The 21,580-nt window shown below is 68.0% G+C and carries 14 protein-coding genes; 6 read left to right on the top strand and 8 right to left on the bottom strand.

The window, feature by feature from the left end; translation table 11 throughout:
• Nucleotides 1–9 precede the first annotated feature (9 nt).
• From AC3IFE_RS00860 to AC3IFE_RS00850, 3 genes are all read right to left on the bottom strand, one after another.
• A complete protein-coding gene (locus AC3IFE_RS00860) occupies nt 10–2,100 on the bottom strand; it encodes a TonB-dependent receptor (protein WP_489189342.1) in 2,091 nt (696 codons plus the stop codon).
• A 444-nt stretch (nt 2,101–2,544) separates the two neighbouring features.
• A complete protein-coding gene (locus AC3IFE_RS00855; protein WP_089467176.1) occupies nt 2,545–2,985 on the bottom strand; it encodes a nuclear transport factor 2 family protein in 441 nt (146 codons plus the stop codon).
• A gap of 46 nt (nt 2,986–3,031) precedes the next feature.
• The gene (locus AC3IFE_RS00850; protein WP_489189300.1) at nt 3,032–5,056 is read right to left on the bottom strand and encodes an oxidoreductase; all 2,025 of its coding nucleotides are present in this window, start codon (nt 5,054–5,056) and stop codon (nt 3,032–3,034) included.
• A 153-nt stretch (nt 5,057–5,209) separates the two neighbouring features.
• Between AC3IFE_RS00850 and AC3IFE_RS00845 the strand changes: the two genes are divergently transcribed.
• Entirely contained in the window at nt 5,210–5,776 is a 567-nt protein-coding gene (locus AC3IFE_RS00845) for a PadR family transcriptional regulator (protein ID WP_489189299.1), read from the top strand.
• 159 nt (nt 5,777–5,935) lie between these two features.
• On the opposite strand, the gene AC3IFE_RS00840 is transcribed toward AC3IFE_RS00845, so the two are convergent.
• The 5 genes from AC3IFE_RS00840 to wecB form a co-directional block, all read right to left on the bottom strand.
• Nucleotides 5,936–6,916, bottom strand: coding sequence for an NADPH:quinone oxidoreductase family protein (locus AC3IFE_RS00840; RefSeq protein WP_489189298.1), 981 nt, complete (start codon nt 6,914–6,916; stop codon nt 5,936–5,938).
• Between the two features lie 142 nt (nt 6,917–7,058).
• On the bottom strand, nt 7,059–8,888 hold the full coding sequence (locus AC3IFE_RS00835) for an acyl-CoA dehydrogenase (protein WP_489189297.1): 1,830 nt from the start codon (nt 8,886–8,888) through the stop codon (nt 7,059–7,061).
• A 179-nt stretch (nt 8,889–9,067) separates the two neighbouring features.
• The gene (locus tag AC3IFE_RS00830; protein WP_489189296.1) at nt 9,068–11,392 is read right to left on the bottom strand and encodes a xanthine dehydrogenase family protein molybdopterin-binding subunit; all 2,325 of its coding nucleotides are present in this window, start codon (nt 11,390–11,392) and stop codon (nt 9,068–9,070) included.
• Nucleotides 11,389–11,850 (bottom strand): (2Fe-2S)-binding protein, encoded by a 462-nt coding sequence (locus tag AC3IFE_RS00825; protein WP_089467170.1) that lies wholly within the window; start codon nt 11,848–11,850, stop codon nt 11,389–11,391. The genes AC3IFE_RS00830 and AC3IFE_RS00825 overlap by 4 nt, the downstream gene beginning before the upstream one ends.
• A 452-nt stretch (nt 11,851–12,302) precedes the next feature.
• Complete coding sequence (gene wecB / locus AC3IFE_RS00820; RefSeq protein ID WP_489189295.1) at nt 12,303–13,520, bottom strand: non-hydrolyzing UDP-N-acetylglucosamine 2-epimerase; 1,218 nt, start codon at nt 13,518–13,520, stop codon at nt 12,303–12,305.
• 1,172 nt (nt 13,521–14,692) lie between these two features.
• On the opposite strand from wecB, the gene AC3IFE_RS00815 reads away from it, so the two are divergent.
• The 5 genes from AC3IFE_RS00815 to AC3IFE_RS00795 all read left to right on the top strand — a co-directional run bounded on the left by AC3IFE_RS00815 (nt 14,693) and on the right by AC3IFE_RS00795 (nt 21,533).
• Nucleotides 14,693–16,255 (top strand): glycosyltransferase family 2 protein, encoded by a 1,563-nt coding sequence (locus AC3IFE_RS00815; RefSeq protein WP_089467168.1) that lies wholly within the window; start codon nt 14,693–14,695, stop codon nt 16,253–16,255.
• A gap of 3 nt (nt 16,256–16,258) precedes the next feature.
• Entirely contained in the window at nt 16,259–17,254 is a 996-nt protein-coding gene (locus tag AC3IFE_RS00810) for a bactofilin family protein (RefSeq protein WP_489189294.1), read from the top strand.
• A gap of 10 nt (nt 17,255–17,264) precedes the next feature.
• Nucleotides 17,265–18,278 (top strand): YaiO family outer membrane beta-barrel protein, encoded by a 1,014-nt coding sequence (locus AC3IFE_RS00805; protein WP_489189293.1) that lies wholly within the window; start codon nt 17,265–17,267, stop codon nt 18,276–18,278.
• Between the two features lie 13 nt (nt 18,279–18,291).
• A complete protein-coding gene (locus AC3IFE_RS00800; protein WP_489189292.1) occupies nt 18,292–19,065 on the top strand; it encodes a hypothetical protein in 774 nt (257 codons plus the stop codon).
• 329 nt (nt 19,066–19,394) lie between these two features.
• On the top strand, nt 19,395–21,533 hold the full coding sequence (locus tag AC3IFE_RS00795) for a polysaccharide deacetylase family protein (protein ID WP_489189291.1): 2,139 nt from the start codon (nt 19,395–19,397) through the stop codon (nt 21,531–21,533).
• Nucleotides 21,534–21,580 lie beyond the last annotated feature (47 nt).

Raw genomic sequence — 21,580 nt, 5'->3', positions numbered from 1 at the left:
CGTATCGCCCTAGAAGCGCATCGTCGCGACGAGCTCCGCCGAGCGCGACGGGCCGAGCAGCCATTGCTCGCCGCCGTTCGACGTCGTCACCGCGTACGTGCGGTTCGCGAGATTGCGCAGATACATCGCGAGCTCGGTGCGCGACGTCGGCTGCCAGCGCAGCGACGCATCGAACACCGTATACGACGGCACCCGCACGCGATTCGCGTCGTCGCCGTAGGTCGCACCAACGTAACGCACACCCGCATTCGCGTGCCAGCGCTCAGCGAACGCCCAGCCGAACCACAGGTTCGCGGTCTGCTGCGGCACGCCGGACGGCACGTTGCCGTCCCGCGACACCGTCGCGCCGCCGGCCGTCTGGTTGAACGCGTCGTAGCGGGCGCGCAGCAGCGCGACGTTCGCATCGATCGTCCAGCCGTGCGGCAGCCGCGCGCCGCCGGTCAGCTCGACGCCGCGCGACGATTGCCGGCCGACCTGCCGGCGCAGCGCCGGATTGAACGGATCGGTGCTGAGCAGGTTGCGCTTCACGATGTCGTACAGCGCGAACGTCCAGTAAGCACGACCGTCGAGCAGCGTCTGCTTGAGCCCGGCTTCCCACTGTTCACCGGTCGCGAGCCGGTAGCCCGCCTGCGACGCGGACAGCGTCACGAGCGAGCCGACGCCCTCCGCGCCCGTCGTGTACTGCGCATACGCGCTGAACGTCGGCGCGATCTCGAACACGAAACCGGTGCGCCAGCCGACGTTCGCGAACCGCTTGTCGAAGCCCGCGCCGCTCGCCGCCTGCTCGCGGCTGAACGCGATGTGGTCGTAGCGCAGGCTGCTCACCCACGCGAGCCGCGGCAGCACGTCGAGCCGGTTCTCCGCGAATACCGCCGCCTGCCGCGCACGCGTGCTGAACTGCTGCACTGTCGGGTCGGGGCTCGTGAAGACACCGGGATCGAAGCCGTGCGCCGGTACGGTCGTTTCGCCGCCGTACGGCGAATTGTTGATGCCGCTGAACGTGATCTGGCTGAATTCCGTGCCGATGACGAAACGGTTCGCGCGACCGAACAGCATCCCGTCGATGCGCGCGCTCAGCCGGTCGCCGATCTGCCGCTGATGGTGGCCGATGTCGAGATAGTCGCCGCGCGTGACGAGCCCCGTCGCCGCATCGAGCGCATACGATTCCGCGTTGCGCCAGTGGCGGTTCGACGTCAGGTAGTAGAGCTGATTGTCGATCGTCACGCCGGGCGCGGGCCGGTAGCGCGCCGACAGGCGCGTCCACTGGTCGTAGTACGAAATCGTCGCATCGCCGACCGTGTAGTTCAGCTTGCGCAGCGACGAATCGAGCACGCCGTTCGGCGCGGGCACGCCATAGTACGTCGCGGGCATCTGGCGGCCGTAGTCGTAGTCGAGCGTCAGCGTGAGTTGCGGGCTCACGTCGAACGTCAGCGCGCCGCCGATGGCCGTCGTATGCGTATCGGCCCGCTCGGCGAGACCGTTCGCGCGCGCATCGCTCGCATAGAAGCGGTACGACAGCCGCGGGCCGAGCGCGCCCGTCGTATCGAACGCGAAGCGCTTCGCGCCGTCGGGGCCGACGCCGGCCTGCAGCGCCGTCTCGCGCGTGCGCTGCGGCCGTTTCGGCACCACGTTCACGACCCCGCCGATCGCCCCTTCGCCGTACAGCACCGATGCCGGGCCGCGCAGCACCTCGATGCGCTCGACCGACCAAGTGTCGAACGGAAACGTGCTCGTGCCGGCCGCGGGCATCAGCCGCACGCCGTCGAGCAGCGTCATCACCGATTCCTGCCCGCTGAAGCCGCGCACGCTCAACGCGGTGCCGCCGGTGCCCGGCGCGATCGCGCTCGCGACGCCGGCGGTGCGCGTGACCGCATCGAGCACCGTGCGATCGCCGCGTGCGTCGATCGTGTCGGCCGTGACCGCTTCGACGCTCGCGGGCGTGTCGAGGCTCGCGAGCCCGAGCCGCGAGCCCGTTTCGAGCGGTTGCGTCAGCGGGTCGGCCTGGGCGGACGAAGCCGTGACGTTGATCGCCGGCAGCGCGTGCCGGTCGTCCGGCGACGATGCGGCGGCTTCGGCGGCCAGCGCGCCGGTGGTGGCGATCGCGCAGCCGACCAGGGTCGTGCAACCGCGTGCCGCGCGCGTGCGCCAGGCGCTCGCGTTCCGGCGCCGCGCCGCATGGCGCCGCTCCCCGCGCGCCGGGGTGTGTCCGATTCTCGTCACGTCGTATCGATCTTCGTTGGATGTCGTCGCACGCGAGCGGCCCGGGCACCCGGCCGGCCGGCGACGAAAAACGTCAGATGATACAATATATCAACTTGATCCGTCGGGATTTCGACAGCTCGAGTAGCTGCTCCGCGCGTCTAGGGCGGGCAACTCGACTGCTCCTACGGATTGTCGGCTGCGGCTCGTTGCGTGCCATGAACGCGTGAACGCCTGCATCGCGCGCGCTTGCCGCGCCTCGTCGAAGCCGCGCACGACCTCACGCGCCAGGCCTGGCACGCGGCCGCAAGCCGGTTGCACGCCCGCCGCCCCCCCCCCCCCCGCTCAACCGCCGGTCTTGAACGCCGGCAACTGCTGTCCGAGCCGCGCGCCCATTTCCGCGCCGAGCGCCTGCAGCGCATTGAACGGCCGGATCATCACCTCGAACTCGACGATCTTCCCGTCGTCGTCGAAGCGGATCATGTCGATCCCCTTCAGCGCCTTGTCGCCGATGGTCGCGCCGAATTCCAGCACGACGCTCTTGCCGTCGTCGGCCGCGAACTGGCGGTGATACGTGAAATTCTCGAGGAGGGTGATCACCGTGCGCAGCGCCATCAGCAGCGCCGGCGCCGGCCCGTACGGCTTGAACGCCATCGGCGAACGGAACACGGCGTCCGGATGGACGATCGATTCCAGCGCGCCGAAATCCTTGCGTTCGACCATCGCATGCCATGCGTCGAGCGATTTCGCGACGGCGGGATGAACCTTCAGCGGTGAGTGCGTCATCGCAATCTCCAGTAACGTTGTTGGATCGAATCGAAACGAATCGGTATCAAAGGGTCGCGGCCAGCGTCGTGCCCTGGTGAATCGCGCGCTTCGCATCGAGTTCGGCAGCCTCGTCCGCGCCGCCGATCAGATGCACGCGGCATCCGGCGGCCTGCAGTTGCTCCGCCAGCTCGCGCGACGGCTCCTGCCCCGCGCAGATCACCACGTTGTCCACCGGCAGCGTCTGCTCGACGCCGTCGATCGTCACGTGGAAGCCGTCGTCGTCGATGCGCCGGTACGTGACCGACGACGACATCCCGACGCCGCGCGCCTTCAGCGCCGTGCGGTGAATCCATCCGGTGGTCTTGCCGAGCCCGTCGCCGACTTTCGACGCCTTGCGCTGCAGCAGATGCACGTGCCGCGCCGCCGGTTCGGGCCGCGCTTCGCCCAGGCCGCCCGCATTCGCATACGACCGGTCGACGCCCCATTCGCTGAAGAACCGGTCCGCATCGACCTGCTCGCCGCCGTCGCGATGAACGAGATACTCGGCGACGTCGAAGCCGATTCCGCCCGCGCCGACGATCGCGACGTGGCGACCGACGGCCTTGTCGTCGCGCAGCACGTCGAGATAGCCGAGCGCCTTCGGATGCCCGATGCCGTCGATCGGCGGCGTGCGCGGCACGATGCCCGTCGCGATCACCACTTCGTCGAATGCACCGTGCAACAGCATCTCGGCGGTCGCACGCGTATTGACGTGCAGCGCGATGTCGCGCAGTTCGATCTGCCGGCGGAAATAGCGCAGCGTCTCGTTGAACTCTTCCTTGCCGGGCACCTTCTTCGCGATATTGAACTGGCCGCCGATCTCGGCGCCGGCTTCGTACAGCGTGACCGCGTGACCGCGTTCGGCCGCCGTGACCGCGAAGCCGAGGCCCGCCGGCCCCGCGCCGACCACCGCGATCCGCTTGCGCCGCGGCGCCGGCTGGATCACGAGCTCGGTTTCATGACACGCACGCGGATTCACGAGACACGACGTGATCCGGCCGCTGAACGTATGGTCGAGGCATGCCTGGTTGCAGCCGATGCACGTGTTGATTTCGTCCGCGCGCCCTTCCCGCGCCTTGCGGACGAACTCGGCATCGGCGAGGAACGGCCGCGCCATCGACACCATGTCGCAATAGCCGTCGGCGAGCAATTGCTCGGCGACTTCCGGCGTGTTGATCCGGTTGGTCGCGACGAGCGGGATGCGGACCTTGCCCATCAGTTGCCGCGTCACCCACGCATACGCGGCGCGCGGCACCTTGGTCGCGATGGTCGGAATGCGCGCCTCGTGCCAGCCGATGCCGGTATTGAGGATCGTCGCGCCGGCCGCTTCGATCGCCTGCGCGAGCCGGATCACCTCGTCGAGCGTCGAGCCGCCTTCGACGAGATCGAGCATCGACAGCCGGTAGACGACGATGAAGTTCGCGCCGACACGCTCGCGCACGCGCCGCACGATCTCGACCGCGAAGCGGATGCGATTCTCGTACGCGCCGCCCCACGCATCGTCGCGATGGTTCGTGCGCGCGGCGATGAATTCGTTGATCAGGTAACCCTCGGACCCCATGATCTCGACGCCGTCGTAGCCCGCATGCTGCGCGAGCGCGGCACATCGCACGAAATCGGCGATCGTCTCGTCGACCTCGTCGCTCGTCAATGCGTGCGGCGTGAACCGGTTGATCGGCGCCTTCAGCGCGCTGGGCGCGGCGAGCGCCGGATGATACGCGTAGCGCCCGAAATGCAGGATCTGCAATGCGATCCTGCCGCCCTCCGCGTGCACCGCGCGCGTCACGACACGATGGCGTTCGGCTTCCGCTTCGGTCGTCAGCATCGCGCCGCCCGGCGCCGGACGGCCGCGCTCGTTCGGCGCGAATCCGCCCGTGACGATCAGGCCTGCCTCGCCCCGCGCACGCTCCGCATAGAACGCGGCCATCCGCTCGAAGCCGTTCGGCGCTTCCTCGAGGCCGACGTGCATCGACCCCATCAACACGCGATTCCTGAGCGACGTGAAGCCGAGTTCGAGCGGGGTCGTCAAATGCGGATAACGGGAGGTCATCGGGGCGTCTCCATCTTTTATGCAACAAGTTGCACGAATGGTAGCGCGTCGATTCCGTTTATGCAACATGTTGCATAAACGGCCCTCTGTCGCTTGTGCGGCGGCCCCGATATGGCAAGATGCGGTTCATTGCGCAGCCTCCTTCGATCCGACATGTCCCTGCCTCACGCGCTTCTTACCGCCCTCGCCGAACGCCCCGGTTCGGGGTCCGAGCTCGCCGACCGTTTCGATCGCTCGATCGGCTATTTCTGGCAGGCCACGCACCAGCAGATCTATCGCGAACTCGGGCGTCTCGAAGAGATGGGCTGGATCGAATCGCTGCCCGCCGAATCCGGTCGCGGCCGCAAGCGTGCGTACCGGATCCTGCCGGCCGGCAAGAAGGAATTGCGCCGCTGGATCGCCGAACCGGAAGATCCGACGCCGCTGCGCGAGGCATTGATGGTGCGCCTGCGCGCGGAAGCCGTGCTCGGGCCGGCCGGCCTCGAGGACGAGATCCGGCGGCGCATCGCGCTGCATCAGGAAAAGCTGGACTTGTATCTGCAGATCGAGGCGCGTGATTTTTTGGCGGCCGGCGATCCGGCGGCCGGCGATCCGACCGCTGACGATTCACGCACGAAGCGCCTGCAGCATCTGGTGCTGCAGGCCGGCATCGCCAACGAACGGTTCTGGGTCGAGTTTTCGCAGCACGCGCTCGACACGCTGCGTTTGCCCAAGGATTGAAGCGGCTGACGAATGGCGGGCGGCGTTTGCTTCAGCGCCGCTCGGCATCGTGCGCCAGACTAACCGGGCGCGACGCCTTCACACCAGATCGCACCGCACCCGCTCTCATGAAGCCCAGGCCGCGCGGCCTGCGTTGCAGCGCCGCGCGGCGAAGCCGGATCACGCATCCGGAAAAATCACCACCTTGCCTTTCACCTGCCGGTTCGCCATTCGCGCGATCGCGTCGGCCGCGCCGTCCAGCGGCACGCGTTCGGTGATCGCGGGCCGCACCTTGCCGGCCGCGAACCATTCGGCGAGCAGCCGCATGTTCGCTGCATGTTGCGCCGGATCGCGACGCACCGCATCACCCCAGAACACGCCGAGTATGTCGCGCTCCTTCAGCAGCGCGAGGTTCAGCGCGAGCTTCGGAATCTCGCCGGCCGCGAAGCCGACCACGAGGAACCGGCCGCGCCACGCGGTCGCACGCAGCGCCGCCTCGCTGTATGCGCCGCCGACCGGATCGTAGACGACGTCGGCGCCGCGCCCGCCGGTCAGTTCGTCGACGCGGCGGCGCAGGTCTTCGGTCGCATAGTCGATCGTCTCGTCGGCGCCCGCTTCGCGGCACAGCGCGAGCTTGTCCGCGCTCGACGCCGCCGCGATCACGCGCGCGCCGAGCGCTTTCGCGATCTCGATCGCGGCGATCCCGACGCCACCGGCCGCGCCCAGCACGAGCAACGTCTCGCCCGCCTGCAGGCGCGCACGCTGCTGCAACGCGTGCAGCGACGTGCCGTAGGCGAGCACGAGCGCCGCGCCCTGCTCGAACGTCATGCCCGGCGGCAGCGCGGCGAGCTGGTGCGCATCGGCCACGCACTGCTGCGCGAACCCGCCGTGGCCGGTGAACGCCATCACCGAATCGCCGGGCCGCCATGCAGTGACGCCCTCGCCGACCGCGTCGATCACGCCGGCGAACTCGGCGCCCGGCGAAAACGGCAGCGCCGGTTTCACCTGATACAGCCCCTGGACGATCAGCGCGTCGGGGAAGTTCAGCGACGCCGCCTTCACCTGGATCCGGACTTGCCCGGCAGCCGGTTCGGGAATCGCGACGTCCTCGATGCGCAAGCGGTCGATCGGGCCGAATGCGGTACACAACAGGGCTTTCATACGCTTCTTTCTCCTCGCGCGGCGTGGCCGGGCATCGGTACGGTATGCGGGATCCCCCCGCGCGGCCGGATCACGACGCGTATGCGATGCTCAACGGCATCGGCCACATCGTCAGTATTCCGGAAGGTCGTTGAAGGCACGGTCAGAACCACGCGTCGCGCATGTCGAGCGTCGTCGTGTCGACGCTCGACAGCAGATCGAGCTGCGCATCCACCTTCGGCAGTTCCCAGCGGAAAAAGTACCGGGCCGCCGCGCGCTTGCCGTCGTGGAAATCGCCGTCGCGCCCGTGCGCGGCGAGCGTCACGTCGAGCCACAGCCAGGCGACGACGAGATGGCCGAACGCTTCGAGATACACGCTCGCGTTCGCGAGCCGCGTCCGCGGATCGCCGATCGCGCTCAACCGATGCGTGACGTCGCCCAGCCGCGCCCAACGCCGCGCCAACGCATCGGCGTGCTCGCGCGTGCCGGCATCCAGCGCTCGCGCGCGTTCGACGGTCGCGCCAACGCGCGCATCGAGTACGCGCAGCGACGCGCCGTCGTCCTGCACGACCTTGCGGCCGAGCAGATCGAGCGCCTGGATGCCGTGCGTGCCTTCGTGAATCGGATTCAAACGATTGTCGCGATAAAGACGCTCGACCGCGTAGTCGCGCGTGTAGCCGTAGCCGCCGTGCACCTGGATCGCAAGATCGTTCGCGGCAAGACACCACTGCGACGGCCAGCTTTTCGCGATCGGTGTCAGGATATCGAGCAGCCGCGCGGCATCCGCGCGCACCGCCGCATCGTCGTGCGCACGCGCTTCGTCGACGCGTTTCGCGCAATACAGGATCAACGCGAGGCCGCCCTCGACATACGCCTTCTGCGCGAGCAGCATGCGCCGCACGTCCGGATGGTCGACGATCGGCGCCTGCGGCGCGGCCGCATCCTTGCCGGCCGGCCCGAGCGGGCGCCCTTGCGGACGGTTGCGCGCGTAGTCGAGCGCATGCAGATAGCCGGTGTAGCCGAGCGCCACCGCGCCCGCGCCGACTCCGATGCGCGCCTCGTTCATCATGTGGAACATGTAGGCCAGGCCATGATTCGGTTTGCCGATCAGATAACCGATCGCGCCCGTGCGCCCTTCCGGCCGATACCGCGTGCCTTCGCCGAAATTCAGTAGGCAGTTGGTCGTGCCGCGATAACCCATCTTGTGGTTCAGCCCGGCGAGCACGACGTCGTTGCGCTCGCCGCTCGCGCCGCCATCGGCGCCCGTCAGGAACTTCGGCACGATGAACAGCGAGATGCTGCGCGTGCCGGGCTGCAGCCGGCCGTGTTCGTCGGGGATCTTGGCGAGTACGAGATGGACGATGTTCTCGGCCAGTTCGTGCTCGCCGCCGGAAATCCACATCTTGTTGCCGGTCAGCCGGTAGCGCGGGCCGAGCGGCGAATCGCATTCGAAATCGGCGCGCGTCGCGATGTCGGACAGCGACGAGCCGGCCTGCGGTTCGGACAGGCACATCGTGCCAAGGAAGCGCCCTTCCAGCTCCGGGCGAGCGAACGCGTCGATCTGCGCGGCGCTGCCGTGCGCGACGAGCAGGTTCGCATTGGCGACGGTCAGGAACGGATACGCGGCCGTCGCGATGTTCGCGGCCTGGAAGAACAGGAACGACGCGGCTTCGACCAGTTTCGGCAAGCGCATGCCGCCGAGCGCTTCGTCGTGCCCCGCGGCGATCAGTCCGGCGTCCGCGAACGCGCGCACGGCCGGTTCGACTTCCGGGATCAGCGTCACGCGTTCACCGTCGAACCGCGGCTCCTCGCGATCGCCGCGCGCCGCGTGCGGTGCGAACAGGTCTTCCGCAATCCGCTCGCTGGTGTCGAGCACCGCGTCGAAGGTTTCGCGACTGTGCTCCGCGTAGCGCGGCAGCGCGACGAGCGCTTCGGCGTCGAGCCAGTCATACAGCAGGAACGCAAGATCGCGTCGCGACATCAACAGGCTCATCGTGCTGCCTCCCGGGGTGCCGGCCGTGTCGGCCGAATGAAGGGTTGCGTGGCTCCAAGTGCTGGCAGGAATTTAGCACGGTCGTTCGCAAACAACAACGATGCGCACGCCGGTCGGTCCACCTATACGGGAAGTCGGCCGGGCCGCACGATGCGGCCCGGCGCGGGACGGCTGTCGCGTCAGCCCGCCTGCGGTTTCGCGAGCTGATCGGCAACCGGCAGGCTGCGGATGCGGGTGCCGGTCGCCGCGAAGATCGCGTTGGTCAGCGCCGGCGCGACGGGCGGCAGGCCCGGTTCGCCAACGCCGCCGAGCGGCGTCGCGTAGTCGTCCGGCGCGACGAGATGCACGCGGATTTCGCGCGGCGCCTCGTTCATCCGCAGCACCTGGAAGCCGTTGAAATTACTCTGCTCGGGGTGCCCGTCCTTGAACGTGATCTCGCCATGCAGCGCGATGCCCAGCCCCATCACGACCGCGCCCTCGAGCTGCGAGCGCACCCGTTCCGGATTGACCTGCGGCCCGCAGTCGATCGCGATGTCGACGCGCGGCACCGAGATCCTGCCGTCCGCATCGACCTGCACCTCGCACACCGCCGCCGTGTACGACACGAAGCTGCGATGCGCGGCGATCCCGAGCCCGTGCCCCTTCGGCAGCTTGCGCCCCCAGCCGGCTTCGCGCGCGACCGTCTCGATCACGCGCCGCAGCCGGCCCGTATCGACCGGATACAGCGCGGGATCCTCGCCGTAGTTCACGTTTTTCACCGTGATGTGCGGCTCGAAACGCCGCGCGGGCCCGATCAGGTCGAGCAGGAAATCCTTCGGATCGCGGCCGGCCGCATGCGCGAGTTCCGACACGAAGCTCTGGATGCCGAACGCATGCGGAATGTTGTACACCGAGCGGAACCAGCCGATTCGCGTGTGCGCTTGCGCGGCCGGATTCTCGATCCGCACGTTCGGAATCGCGAACGGCAGATCCGCGATACCTTGCGCGAGTTCGCCCGGCTGCTCGTGCACGACGCCGGCGCGGAACGTCGACTGGATCGACGGCGCGACCGTGCGATGCTGCCACGCGACGACCTTCCCCGCCGCATCGATCCCGCCGTCGAACGCTTCGAGCGACACCGCGTGGAAGTAGTCGTGCGCGATGTCGTCCTCGCGCGTGAACGTCAGCTTCACGGGCGCGCCGGCCGCCTTCGACAGCAGCGCGGCTTCCACCACGTAATCGGGCTTCGACTTGCGGCCGAAGCCGCCGCCGAGCAACGTCACGTTGACCGTCACGCGCTCGGTCGGCACGCCGAGCGCCTTCGCGATCTCGTCGCGCGTGGTCTGCGGCGCCTGCGTGCAGGTCCACACTTCGCAGCGGCCGTCGGCCACCCGCGCCACCGCCGCGGGCGGCTCCATCGTCGCGTGTGCCAGATGCGGAACGTAGTACGTCGCGCGCACGCGCTTCGCGGCGCCGGCGAGTGCGGCCGCCGCATCGCCGTCGTTGCGGATCACGTCGCCCGGCTGCGCGGCGGCCGCTTCGAGCGTCTTGCGATACGCGGCCGAGTCGTAGCCCGCATGCGGGCCGCGCTTCCAGTCGATCTTCAACTGCGCGCGGGCCTGGATGGCCGTCCACGTATTGCGCGCAATGACGGCCACGCCGCCGAGCGGCTGGAAGCCGGACGGCAGCGGCGTCGACGCCAGTTGCACGACCTTGACGACACCCGGCAGCTTCTCGGCGGCCGATGCATCGAACGACGCGACCGTGTCGCCGTAGGCCGGCGGGCGCGCGACGACCGCATACAGCATGCCGTCGAGCCGCGTATCGATTCCGTACCGCGCGCGGCCGCCGACGATGTCGCGTCCGTCGATCAGCGCCGTCTTACCCTTGCCGATGTAGCGGAATTCTGCCGGCGCCTTCAACGCCACGCTTTTCGTATCGGGCACCGGCAGCGCGGCTGCCTTCGCAGCCAGTTCGCCGAAGCCCAGCTTGCGCCCGCGTTGCGTGTCGACGACCTCGTGCACCGCCACCTTCACGTGGCGCACATCGACGCCCCACGTCGCTGCCGCGGCCTGCGCGAGCATCTCGCGCGCGGCGGCCCCCGCACGGCGCAGCGCGGCGAAGCTCTGGCGCAGGCTGCGCGAACCGTCGGTGTTCTGGTTGCCGTAGCGCGGCTCGTCGCCGACCGCTTGCGCGACCTTCACGCGCGACCAGTCCGCGCCCAGCTCGTCGGCGACCACGAGCGCGACGCTCGTGCGTACGCCCTGGCCCATCTCGGAGCGGATGCAGGTCACCGTGACGGTGCCATCAGGTGCGATCGCAACGAACAGGTTCGGATCGTCGCGCAAGCCGTGCGGCATTCCCGCGCCGCCATATTGCGGATTCGCGCTGACGGGCGGCTGCACCGGCGCGGCCGCCTGCGCGAGCGACGGCACGCCGAACGCGAGCAGCAGCCCGCCCGAGGCGAAGCCGAGCAGCAGCGCGCGGCGGCTTTCGTTGTGGGCGGAGAGTTCGGGCGCACTCATGCGTCACCTCCGCGACGCACGGCCAGCCGGATCGCCGCGCGAATGCGCGTATAGGTGCCGCAGCGGCAGATGTTGCCGGACATCGCATCGTCGATGTCGGCGTCGGTCGGATGGGGATTCGTCTTCAGCAGCGACGCGGCCTGCATGATCTGCCCGGACTGGCAGTAGCCGCATTGCGCGACGTTCAGTTCCTGCCACGCCTGCTGCAACGGGTGCGTGAGATCGGTCGACAGCCCCTCGATCGTCGTCACGCGCCTGGACGCCGCCGCCGCGACCGGCGTGACGCACGCGCGGATCGCGACGCCGTCGAGATGCACGGTGCACGCACCGCATAGCGCCATCCCGCAGCCGAACTTGGTGCCGGTGTGGCCGAGCACATCGCGTAGATACCAGAGCAACGGCATGTCGGGATTGCCGTCGAAGTGCTGCTCGCTACCGTTGACGGTCAGCGTGATCATCGTTCACCTCCTGGTTGCGATGCCCGCCGGGCGGGCAACGAGTGGGGTTTCGAACGGCGCGGCGCACATTCCGAACGATCAGGCAGGCGTGGCGCCGTTTCGTCGACCGTGTCGCGTGCAGGCACGGTCGGGCGGATGCTGCGAACGATGCCGCCGGCCGGTTGCCTGCGCAACCTTTCCCCTTCGCGCCGGCCGGCGCGCGTCCGCATGGATCGCCGCCCGCATTATCGAACCATTTCGGATTCGACGTCGGATCGCGGCGATTCGGGCGTTTCAGGCAAGGGGGACAAGGCACGGCCGGGGACCGGGCGTGTCATTGGAGGGGCTTTCGAGTGCATCGGATGCGTGCGTTCCGGGTCGTGCATAGGCAAACATCCGGCCGACCTCGCGGCCGGACCGGATGCTTGATGTCTACGGCGGACGCGCCGCAACGTGCTACGGCACGAGCTTCCTCACGGCGAGCGCAGCGCCTGCAACCCGAGCGTGAGCGCGTTGAACGGCATCTCCACGGCGCCCATCGAGAAGCTGGTCGTCTTCGTGGGCACGCCGGCCGTACGCATCAGCGCGTGAACGATCCGCTCGCTCGCATGGCCGTCGCCGTACGGATTGCTCGCGCGCGACATTTCCTCGTACGCGCTCTCGCTGTCGAACAGACGCGACGCCTCCCACACGATCCGGTCCTGATCGGTGCCGACGAGCCGCGCGGTGCCGGCCTGAATCGCTTCGGGCCGCTCGGTCGTCTCGCGCGTGACGAGCACCGGCTTGCCGAGCGCCGGCCCTTCTTCTTGAATGCCGCCCGAATCCGTGATGATGAAATGCGCGCGCGACATCAGGAATACGAACGACAGGTATTCCTGCGGCTCGATCAGGTAGATGTTGGGCACGCCGCCGAGCCGCGCGCGCGCCGGCTCCTGCACGTTCGGGTTCAGGTGCAGCGGATAGACGAACTGCGCATCGCGATAGCGGTTCGCCAGCGTGCACAGCGCGTCGCAGAAGTGCCGGAACGGTTCGCCGAAACTTTCGCGGCGATGGCCGGTGATCAGCACGACACGCCGCGACGGTTCGAGAAACGGGAAGTATGCGGCGATCTTGTCCGACAGCGAGGCGGTGCGATCAAGCATGCGCTTGACCTCGTGCAATGCATCGATCACGGTGTTGCCGGTCAGCGAGACCGCCCCGCCCGGCACGCCCTCGCTCAGCAGGTTGTCGCGGGCCTGCCCGGTCGGTGCGAAATGCCACGACGACACCGCGTCGGTCACGCGGCGATTCAGCTCCTCCGGCCACGGCGACCAGATGTCGCCGCTGCGCAGGCCGGCCTCCACGTGACCGACCGGCAGATAGCGATAGAACGCGGCCAGGCTCACCGCGAGCGTGGTCGTCGTATCGCCGTGCACCAGCACGACGTCCGGCCGAAAATCGTCGAAGACGATGCCGATCGCCTGAAGAATCCCGGTCGTCACGTCGGTCAGCGTCTGGCCTTGCCGCATCAGGTTGAGATCGTAGTCGGGCTTGATGTCGAACAGCGTCAGCACCTGGTCGAGCATTTCCCGATGCTGCGCGGTCACGCACACCCGGGCGTCGACATCCGTCTGCGCCTTCAGCGCACGCACCAGCGGCGCCATCTTGATGGCCTCCGGCCGAGTCCCGAACACAAGCAAGATCTTCTTCATCGTTATCCTCGTTTAGCCGCTTCGCGCCCGGCGATCCCGCACGCGGCGCGAAGCATGTATTCGGGCGGCGCATCCCGTACTCGCACGCGATCGACATGCGGCGGTGTGGCGGGGCGAGCGCACCGCTTCGTCCGCGCGGTTCCGGCCACACGAATCGTCGTACTACGGGCATCCCGTTGCACTGGATCAATCACGTCATGAGTCGTTCCTCGCTGTGTCGAGCGTTACGTCCTCCCACACCAGCAATATTCAAACCAGCCGGCTCGCGTCGCGGCCCGCTTCGCTCCACGACCCTTGCCCGCGGACGGTGCGTGACGGAATGTTTCACAACTGCTACGGACACCCGCATCGCCGGATCGACGCGACAACGATAAACGCCCGGACGCGCGCGCGATCCGTCTGACGACGCCGTCCGACGAATCGCGCATGCATGTCGCGCGGCCGTGACGCAGCGGATCGCGTCGACCTTTCGACACGCGTTGCGTCGCCTCGCTTCGCCACTTTCGTCTGTGCAGTGCGCGGCCCGCACGCGGGCGTCGACCGCCGTCGCGCGCGCAGGATTTCGTCGACGCCCGACACCGCCTTGCATCACACGAATCGTGGAGCGGGAAATGTTGCGAATGTGTAACGCAGACCGGAAACCGGCAAATACATCGGAGTCCGGTCCATTCGTCTCATGTGAAAGCAGCGCGTCGCGACCGCCCGGCCGACACGCGCACGCCGAACGACATGCGACGGACCGGCATCGCAAGCCGCACCCGGGAAGGTGGTATCAGCCGGTTGGCCGGCCGGGGCGCCGCGCTCGATGCTCGACCGACCGTGCGGGGTCGGATGCCACGCGCGCATGCTGATTCGTCAGTGAATCAAAACACGCCGGCGCAGCGCATGCCGTATTCGTTTCCCTCGCGCGGCCCCTTGCTGCGCGCGGCATCGCGGCAGATGGCTCACGCCTTGCTTGATGTCGGACAGGTGCGTCCCGAAGCACTCGCATCGCAGCAGACAGACGGGGACGCCAAAGCAACGCAGCCGGGAGACGACGCGACGCATCCGTCCGGGGCAAGCCGAAACCGCCCCGTGCGACGAACGCGCCATCGCTTCCCATTGACGTCCGCGCGATCCACGGAGCGCCTTCAGCTCTCATCGGTCGTCGTTGCGGGCACGGGGATCGGGACATGAAGAAAACGCGGGCGGCGTCACTTTGCGAGCAAGGCATCCTGCTGCTGATCGTGCTTGCCTGCTCGCTGATCGTGCGCGACACCACCTCGCAGGCGATCGCCGAACCGGTCCGGTTCGGTGTGCCCGCCGCAACCGCCGCAACGGTCGCAACCACCGTGATCGCGATGGAGCGCACCGCGCTCGACCGCGTGACGCCCTCGCTCGTCGCGCCGGCCTCGCCCGATACGGACGCGTCGCTCGAGCCGCCGCCCGCCGCCACGCCGGACATCGCGTTCGATCCCGAACTGCTGCTGATACCGTGCGTAGCGTACCTGTGGCTGTTCACGCTGTTGACGTGCGCGTATGCCGCACGGCATTACGTATTCAGCCTCGACCGCCTGTTCAAGCCGCAGCACGCGCCCTACCGGACGATGACCCACGGCGATTGGCCGCGGCTCACGGTCTTCGTCGCCGCCCACAACGAGGAAACCGTCATCGTCGATTGCCTGATGGCGCTGCTGGCGACGACCTACCCGCGCGACCGGCTGACGATCATTCCGGTCAACGACCGCTCGACCGACAATACGCGCGCATTGATCGACGAAGTCCGCGCACTCGCGCCCGAGCTGATCCAGCCGTTTCACCGCGAGACCGGCAAGCCGGGCAAGGCAGCCGCGCTGAAAGATGCGCTGCGCTTCATCCGCGGCGACATCATGGTGGTATTCGACGCCGACTACCTGCCGCGCCCCGGGCTGCTGAAGGAGCTCGTCGCGCCGTTCTTCGACCCGGAAATCGGCGCGGTGATGGGCCGCGTCGTGCCGCAGAACGCCGACAGCAACCTGCTCGCGCGGCTGCTCGATCTCGAGCGCGCGGGCGGCTACCAGGTCAACCAGCAAGCCCGCAACAATCTCAACCTGGTGCCGCAATACGGCGGCACGGTCGGCGGCATCCGCAAGAGCGCGCTCGATGCCGTGGGTGGCTGGCGCGACGACACGCTCGCCGAAGATACCGACATGACCTACCGCCTGCTGTTGAGCGACTGGCGCACGGTCTATCTGAACCACGCCGAATGTTACGAGGAAGTGCCGGAGCGCTGGGCCGTCCGCGCGCGGCAACTGACGCGCTGGGCGAAGGGCCATAACCAGACGATGCTGCGCTATCTGGTTCCGGTGCTGCGCAACCCGCTGATCTCGCGACGCTGCCGGCTCGACGGCGCGCTGCTGCTCGGCGTGTTCACGATGCCCGCGCTGCTCGCGATCGCGTGGAGCGCCGCGCTCGCGCTCTACCTGTTCAACGGCGTCAACTCGACCGCGCTCGGCCTGCTGCTGTCGCTGTTCGCGCTGTTCTCGTTCAGCACCTTCGGCAACTTCGGCGTGTTCTTCGAGATCGTCGTCGCCGCGCGGCTCGACGGCCGTGCGACGCGGCTGCGGCTCGTGCCGGTCAACGTCGTCGGCTTTTGCGTGACGATCGCGGCGGTCGTCTCCGCGCTGTGGGGGCTCGCGCTCGACGCCGCGTTCCGCCGCGAACTGAAATGGGACAAGACCGAGCGTTTTCGCCGGCAGTTGAAACCGGAGCGATGAACGATGACGACCTTCAACGTAATGGTGCCGGTGGCCGGCGTGCTCAGCCTGCCGTTCCTGCCGATGCTGCATGAACTGATCCGGCGCAGCGACGTCGCGGCGCTGCCGATCGGCGACGGGCCGTTCGTCGACCAGGCGCTGCTCGCCGCACGCTGGCACGACGCGCTGCGCGCGCACGTGGCCGGCACGCCGCCGGCGGATGCATCCGCCGCGCCGCCGTGGCAAGCGCTCGGGCTGGCCGTCCAGCATGCGGATGCGATCGACGTCGCCCGCGACGCGCATCGCGACGACGTGCTCTACGCCGATCGTTCGATCACGCTCGACGACGGCGCGCGGGCCGCGTACGCGTTCGCCGACCAGCGCATCGACATTCGCGCCGGCGCGACGATCGGCACGCTCGCGCATGCGCCGCTGATCGACGTCGACGATGCGGTGCTGCGCGGCGTCGTGGTCGGCGACACGGTGCGCCTGCGCGGCGCCGGCGGCTTCACGTGCCTGTATGGCGAGCCGCTCGTCTTCGGCGCGGCGCCCGGCCCGCGGCCCGCGGACACACCGGCCGCCCCGCGCCGAGCGATCACGCTCGCCCGCCACTTCGCGTCGCTGCCGCATCGCTTCCTGCACGGCCGTTACCTGCTGCCGTGCGACGTTCGCCTGCCCGCGCACACGGTCGTGCAAGGCAACCTGATCGTCGAAGGGACGCTCGTCCTCGGCGAAGGCTGCGTGCTGCGCGGCAGCGTCAAGGCGCATCGCGTCGAACTCGAACGTCACGCGCTGCTGCACGGCGCGGTATTCGCGCGCGACGACGTGCTGCTCGCCCACGCGAGCTGCATCGACGGCGTCGTGTCGGCCGGCGGCCTGCTGCGACTGACGGGCGCGCGCATCGGCGTCGCCGGTCATCCGGTCAGCGCGTGCGCGCGCGACGTATCGATCGTCAATCATGCCTGCGTGCATGGCGATCTCGTCGCGTGGCGCAGCGGCTGGTTCCACACATCCCGTTAAGGAGCGCCTCATGTCCGATCGCCCCAGCCATCGCGGCCCGCGCGTGCCGGTTGCCACCCTCGCGATGCTGTGCGGCGTCGCCTTCGGCGCGCCCGCGGCGCTGGCGGAGCAGCCGGACGATGCCGCCGCCGCGCCCGCCGTGCAGCCGCCGCCGCCCACGACCGTCATCACGCCACGGATGCGCGACGAATCGATGTTCGTGCGCGTGGACGCCGAAGGCCTGCCGGACGGCGTGCCGCTCGCCGAGTTCACGCCCGAGGATACGAACCGGCCGCCGCTGCCCGATGCAGTCGTCACCCATGTGCAGGCGCCGCAGGAATCGCACACCGAACTGTCGCTCGGCTATTCCAGCGCACATCTGACGCACGGCTACGGCGACTGGTACGGCGTGCATCTGCGCGGCGTCTACCAGGACGGCAACCGCACCGTGCTCGGCGAACTGGCGCAACTGCACCGCTTCGGCGAGAACACGCAGCTCGGCGCGCTGACCTACGTGCAGAACTTCGGCCCCGACTGGTTCGGCGGGATCGGCTTTTCCGGCACCACGTCGGGCACGATCCTGCCGAGTGCCCGCGTCGACGCGTCGATCAACCGCAAGCTATTGCCCGACCGTTCGCTGGTCGTGTCGCTCGGCGCCGGCTACGCGTGGAACCGCAGCGGCCACCGCGACCAGCTCTATCACGCCGGCGTGATCTGGTACGCATTGCCCAAGTGGATTTTCGAGGCGGGCGCGAACTATACGGTCGATTCGCCGGGATCCGTGAAGGCGCCCGCCTACTACGGCGCCGTCACCTACGGCGAGGTCGGCAAGAGCGTGATCGTGCTGCGCGGCGGCGTCGGCCGCGAGGCGTATCAGGTCACCGGCTCAGGCTCGCAGATCGCGGATTTCCGCAGCCACGAGATCACCGCGAAATGGCGCTACTGGGTCACGCGCAAGTGGGGAACGCAACTTGAATTCGCGTACTACCACAACCCGTACTACTCACGAATCGGCGGCGAGTTCAGCGTCTTCTATCGCTGGTAAGCGGGCGGGCGCCATGCACACGCATCCCGTCCGTCCTCCCGTCGACCGTTCGCTGCGCACCCACGCGTACCCGCAGCGCTGGCTGTCGTCGATCGCGCTGGTGACGCCCGTGCTGTACGCGTCGCTCTGGTTCGGATTGCCGCTGGCGTGGCGCTACTGGCGCGCGGTGATGGCGTGGGGCGCGCGCCAGATCGATCCGGCGCTTCACGTGATCGTGATCGCTTATCCGGCCGACGCACCGCGCGTGCCGCTGCTGTCGATCGACGTCGCGGCCCGCATGCCGGGCGACACGCTGCTGGCCGCTACCGCCGCGCTCTGCATGATCGGCTTCGCCGCATCGTTCATCCGGCGCGCGCACTGGTTGCCCGTTGCATATCTGTTACGTATCGCGAGCTTCACCCAACTGCTGATCTGCGCGTACTTCTGGCTCGCGCCCGGCACGTTCCCGTACGTCCCGCAACTGCATCTGCGCGACATGTTCGTGCTGCACGGCGCGGCGATCGCGCTGATCCCGCTGGTCATGGCCGCGCTGTACTACCCGCTCGATTTCTCGTTGCTGCAAAAAGCCTGCGCGTCGCTGCTGGTGCTCGGCTACTTCGTGTTCGCGCTGCCGTTCGTGATGCTGCTGCACGCGACGATCGTCCATCACGGCTCGCTGCTGTTCTTGCCGTTCTGCTATTTCCTGCTCGGCGGGCCGCTGCTGATCGGCCTGCTGGTCACGCTCTATACCTACTGCGCGAGCTGGCCCGGCGCATTGACACGCGATCGCGATTCCGTCTGCCGATAGCGCGCCCGAACGCGCCGTATCAGCGATGAAACGAATCCGCCGGGTTTGCGACCGTGCCGCGCGACCCGCATCGCAAGAAGCCAGCAGGACCGGGCCTCCTGCGCCAATGGCACGTTGTTCGCTTCTTTCAATGCGTCGCATCGAGTCCTCTCACCGGCGAAGGCAGCGCGGCGCACCGGCGCATTGGCGCGGCCGGACCGCCTGACACGCATCGCTCGATACCCGACGAACCGGACAGCCGCACACACCTACGGGGCTGGAATGCTCGACCTGGCGGCACGCGTATCCCGGCTGCCGCCCGCCCCCATTCCTTGAGCGAGGAGCACACCATGTTGGCAAAGTCAGGCAAGTTCTTGCGGATCCTGTTCGCGCTGTTCGCGCTCGCGTTCGCATTCAGTCCGGGCGGCGTTCAGGCGGCCACCAACCAGCTTCTCCTGTTGGTGCCCGATACGCTGACGCTGCCCGATTCGCGCGTATCCGCATGGCTCGACAGTGCCCAGGAGGAAGGGCTGCAGATCAAGGTGATGACCGACAGCCAGTTCATGGCGGCCGGCGCGACGCTGTCGCAGTATCCGGGCCTGATCCTTCCCGATCAGGTGCATACGACGGCCTCCGACGCGCTCGTGACGGCGATTCAGAACTACACGCTGAACGGCGGCAAGGTGATGCTCGTCTACGATTTCGGCGTGCTGAATTCGGCCGGCTTCTACGTCAGCCCGAAATCGCGCTTCAGCAGCATGGCCGGCGTGGACTACGTCCTGTATGACCAATACGGCGGCAACATGATCGGTCTGGGCAACGTAACCGGCATGAGCAGCTGGCTGCGCACGCTCCAGGTGCCCCCCGGCAAGTCGATGGCGTGGACCACGACGTCGCCGACCACCACGACCGCGACTGCACTCGCATCGACGAGCACCTCGGGCACGACGACGAATTCGACATCGGGCACCGCGCAGTTCTTGGCCGCGAGCCCGTCGAACCCCGGCGGCCTTGCCAACTACAACCACGGCGCATGGTTCCAGTACACGACGCCATCCACCGGCAGCGGCGTGCTGAACCAGACGGCCCCGAAGCTGACCGGCACCGTGACCGGCAAGCTGAAGAAGACCACGACGTATACGGCCAATTCGCTGCTGAGCACGTCGACCGGCAAGACGGCCACCGCGCTCGCGTCGACGCTGGCCACCACCACCGACACGCTCGAAGGGATCTCCGGCTACGTGTACGGCTTCCTCACCTATCCGAGCTTCGTCACGCAGGGAACGTACACCGGCACGACGATCCTCACCTCGCCGACCTTCGGGCTGGTGTCCGGCTACAACGCGTACGGCAACGGCGGCGTGCTGTTCGTCAATCTGCCGCTCGCCTACCTCGACGGCCAGACCGACGGCATGCTGATTCACGGCTACCTGCATTATTTCGGCACGCAAATGCTGAACCTGCCGTCGCTGTCGCCGCTGCCGAAGGCGATGGCGGGGCTCGTGTTCAACTGGCACTTCTGCGCGGGCGACCAGATCCAGCCGGCGCTTCAGCTGAAGAATCTCGGCGTGTGGAATAACGGGCCGTTCTCGCTCGTGATCACGGCCGGCCCCGATGAAGCGGCCTTCGGCGACGGTGGCGGCATCAATCTCGCCAACAACCCGACCGCGCAGAATCTGCTCAAGTATTTCGTGAGCAAGGGCCATCGCGTCGGCAGCCACGGCGGCTGGATCCACGACTACTGGGGGGCGAATGCGAGCGAAACGAACGCGAGCACGTTCACGCAGTACCTGGTGATGAACCACCAGGCCGTCCAGGCAGCAACGGGCTTGCCCGATGTAGAGTACGCGGCGCCGGAAGGCAACACGCCGACGTGGTCGGTCAACTGGCTCGAAAGCAACGGCTTCAACGGCTATTACTTCACCGGCCACACCGGCTCGGCGCCGACCCGCGCATACCGCAACGGCGCACTGTTGAACCCGGGCCTGTGGGCTTACCCGGTGATGCCGTTCGGCAAGTACGCGACGTTCGAGGAATTCCAGCAGTACGCGGTGCCGACCGCCGACGTGAACAACTGGTATGCATCGCTGATGAACTTCGTCGTCGCGAACCGCACGAGCCGGCTGATCTATGCCCACCCGCTCGGCGCGTCGTCCTACACGTCGACGCTGTCCGCGATCTTCAATCAGGCCAACATGCTGAAGCTCACGGGTCAGTTCAAGTGGTACACGATGAGCGACATCACGATCTTCGATCGTGCACGCCTGAACGTCACGTGGTCGGCCACCGATACGGGCAGCGGCTGGGCGTTCTCCGCCAGCCACCCGACCAGCCTCGCGAACATGACGTGGCTGCTGCCGAAGAAAGCCTTCGGGCTGCCGTTGATCACGCAAGGCTTCGGCAGCGTCGTCATCACCGACTCGACGTACTGGCTCGTGACCGCGAACAGCGGGACCAGCCTCAAGTTCACCAGCGCCAAGGTGCACTGAGCCGCGACATCGACCCACCCGCCGGCGCGCGCCGCGGCCAACGCCGC

It is taken from the genome of Burkholderia sp. APQ4-4ca, assembly GCF_057837105.1.
Note: the sequence above shows the minus strand (reverse complement) of the source record. Positions and strands in the feature narration are given on the sequence as shown.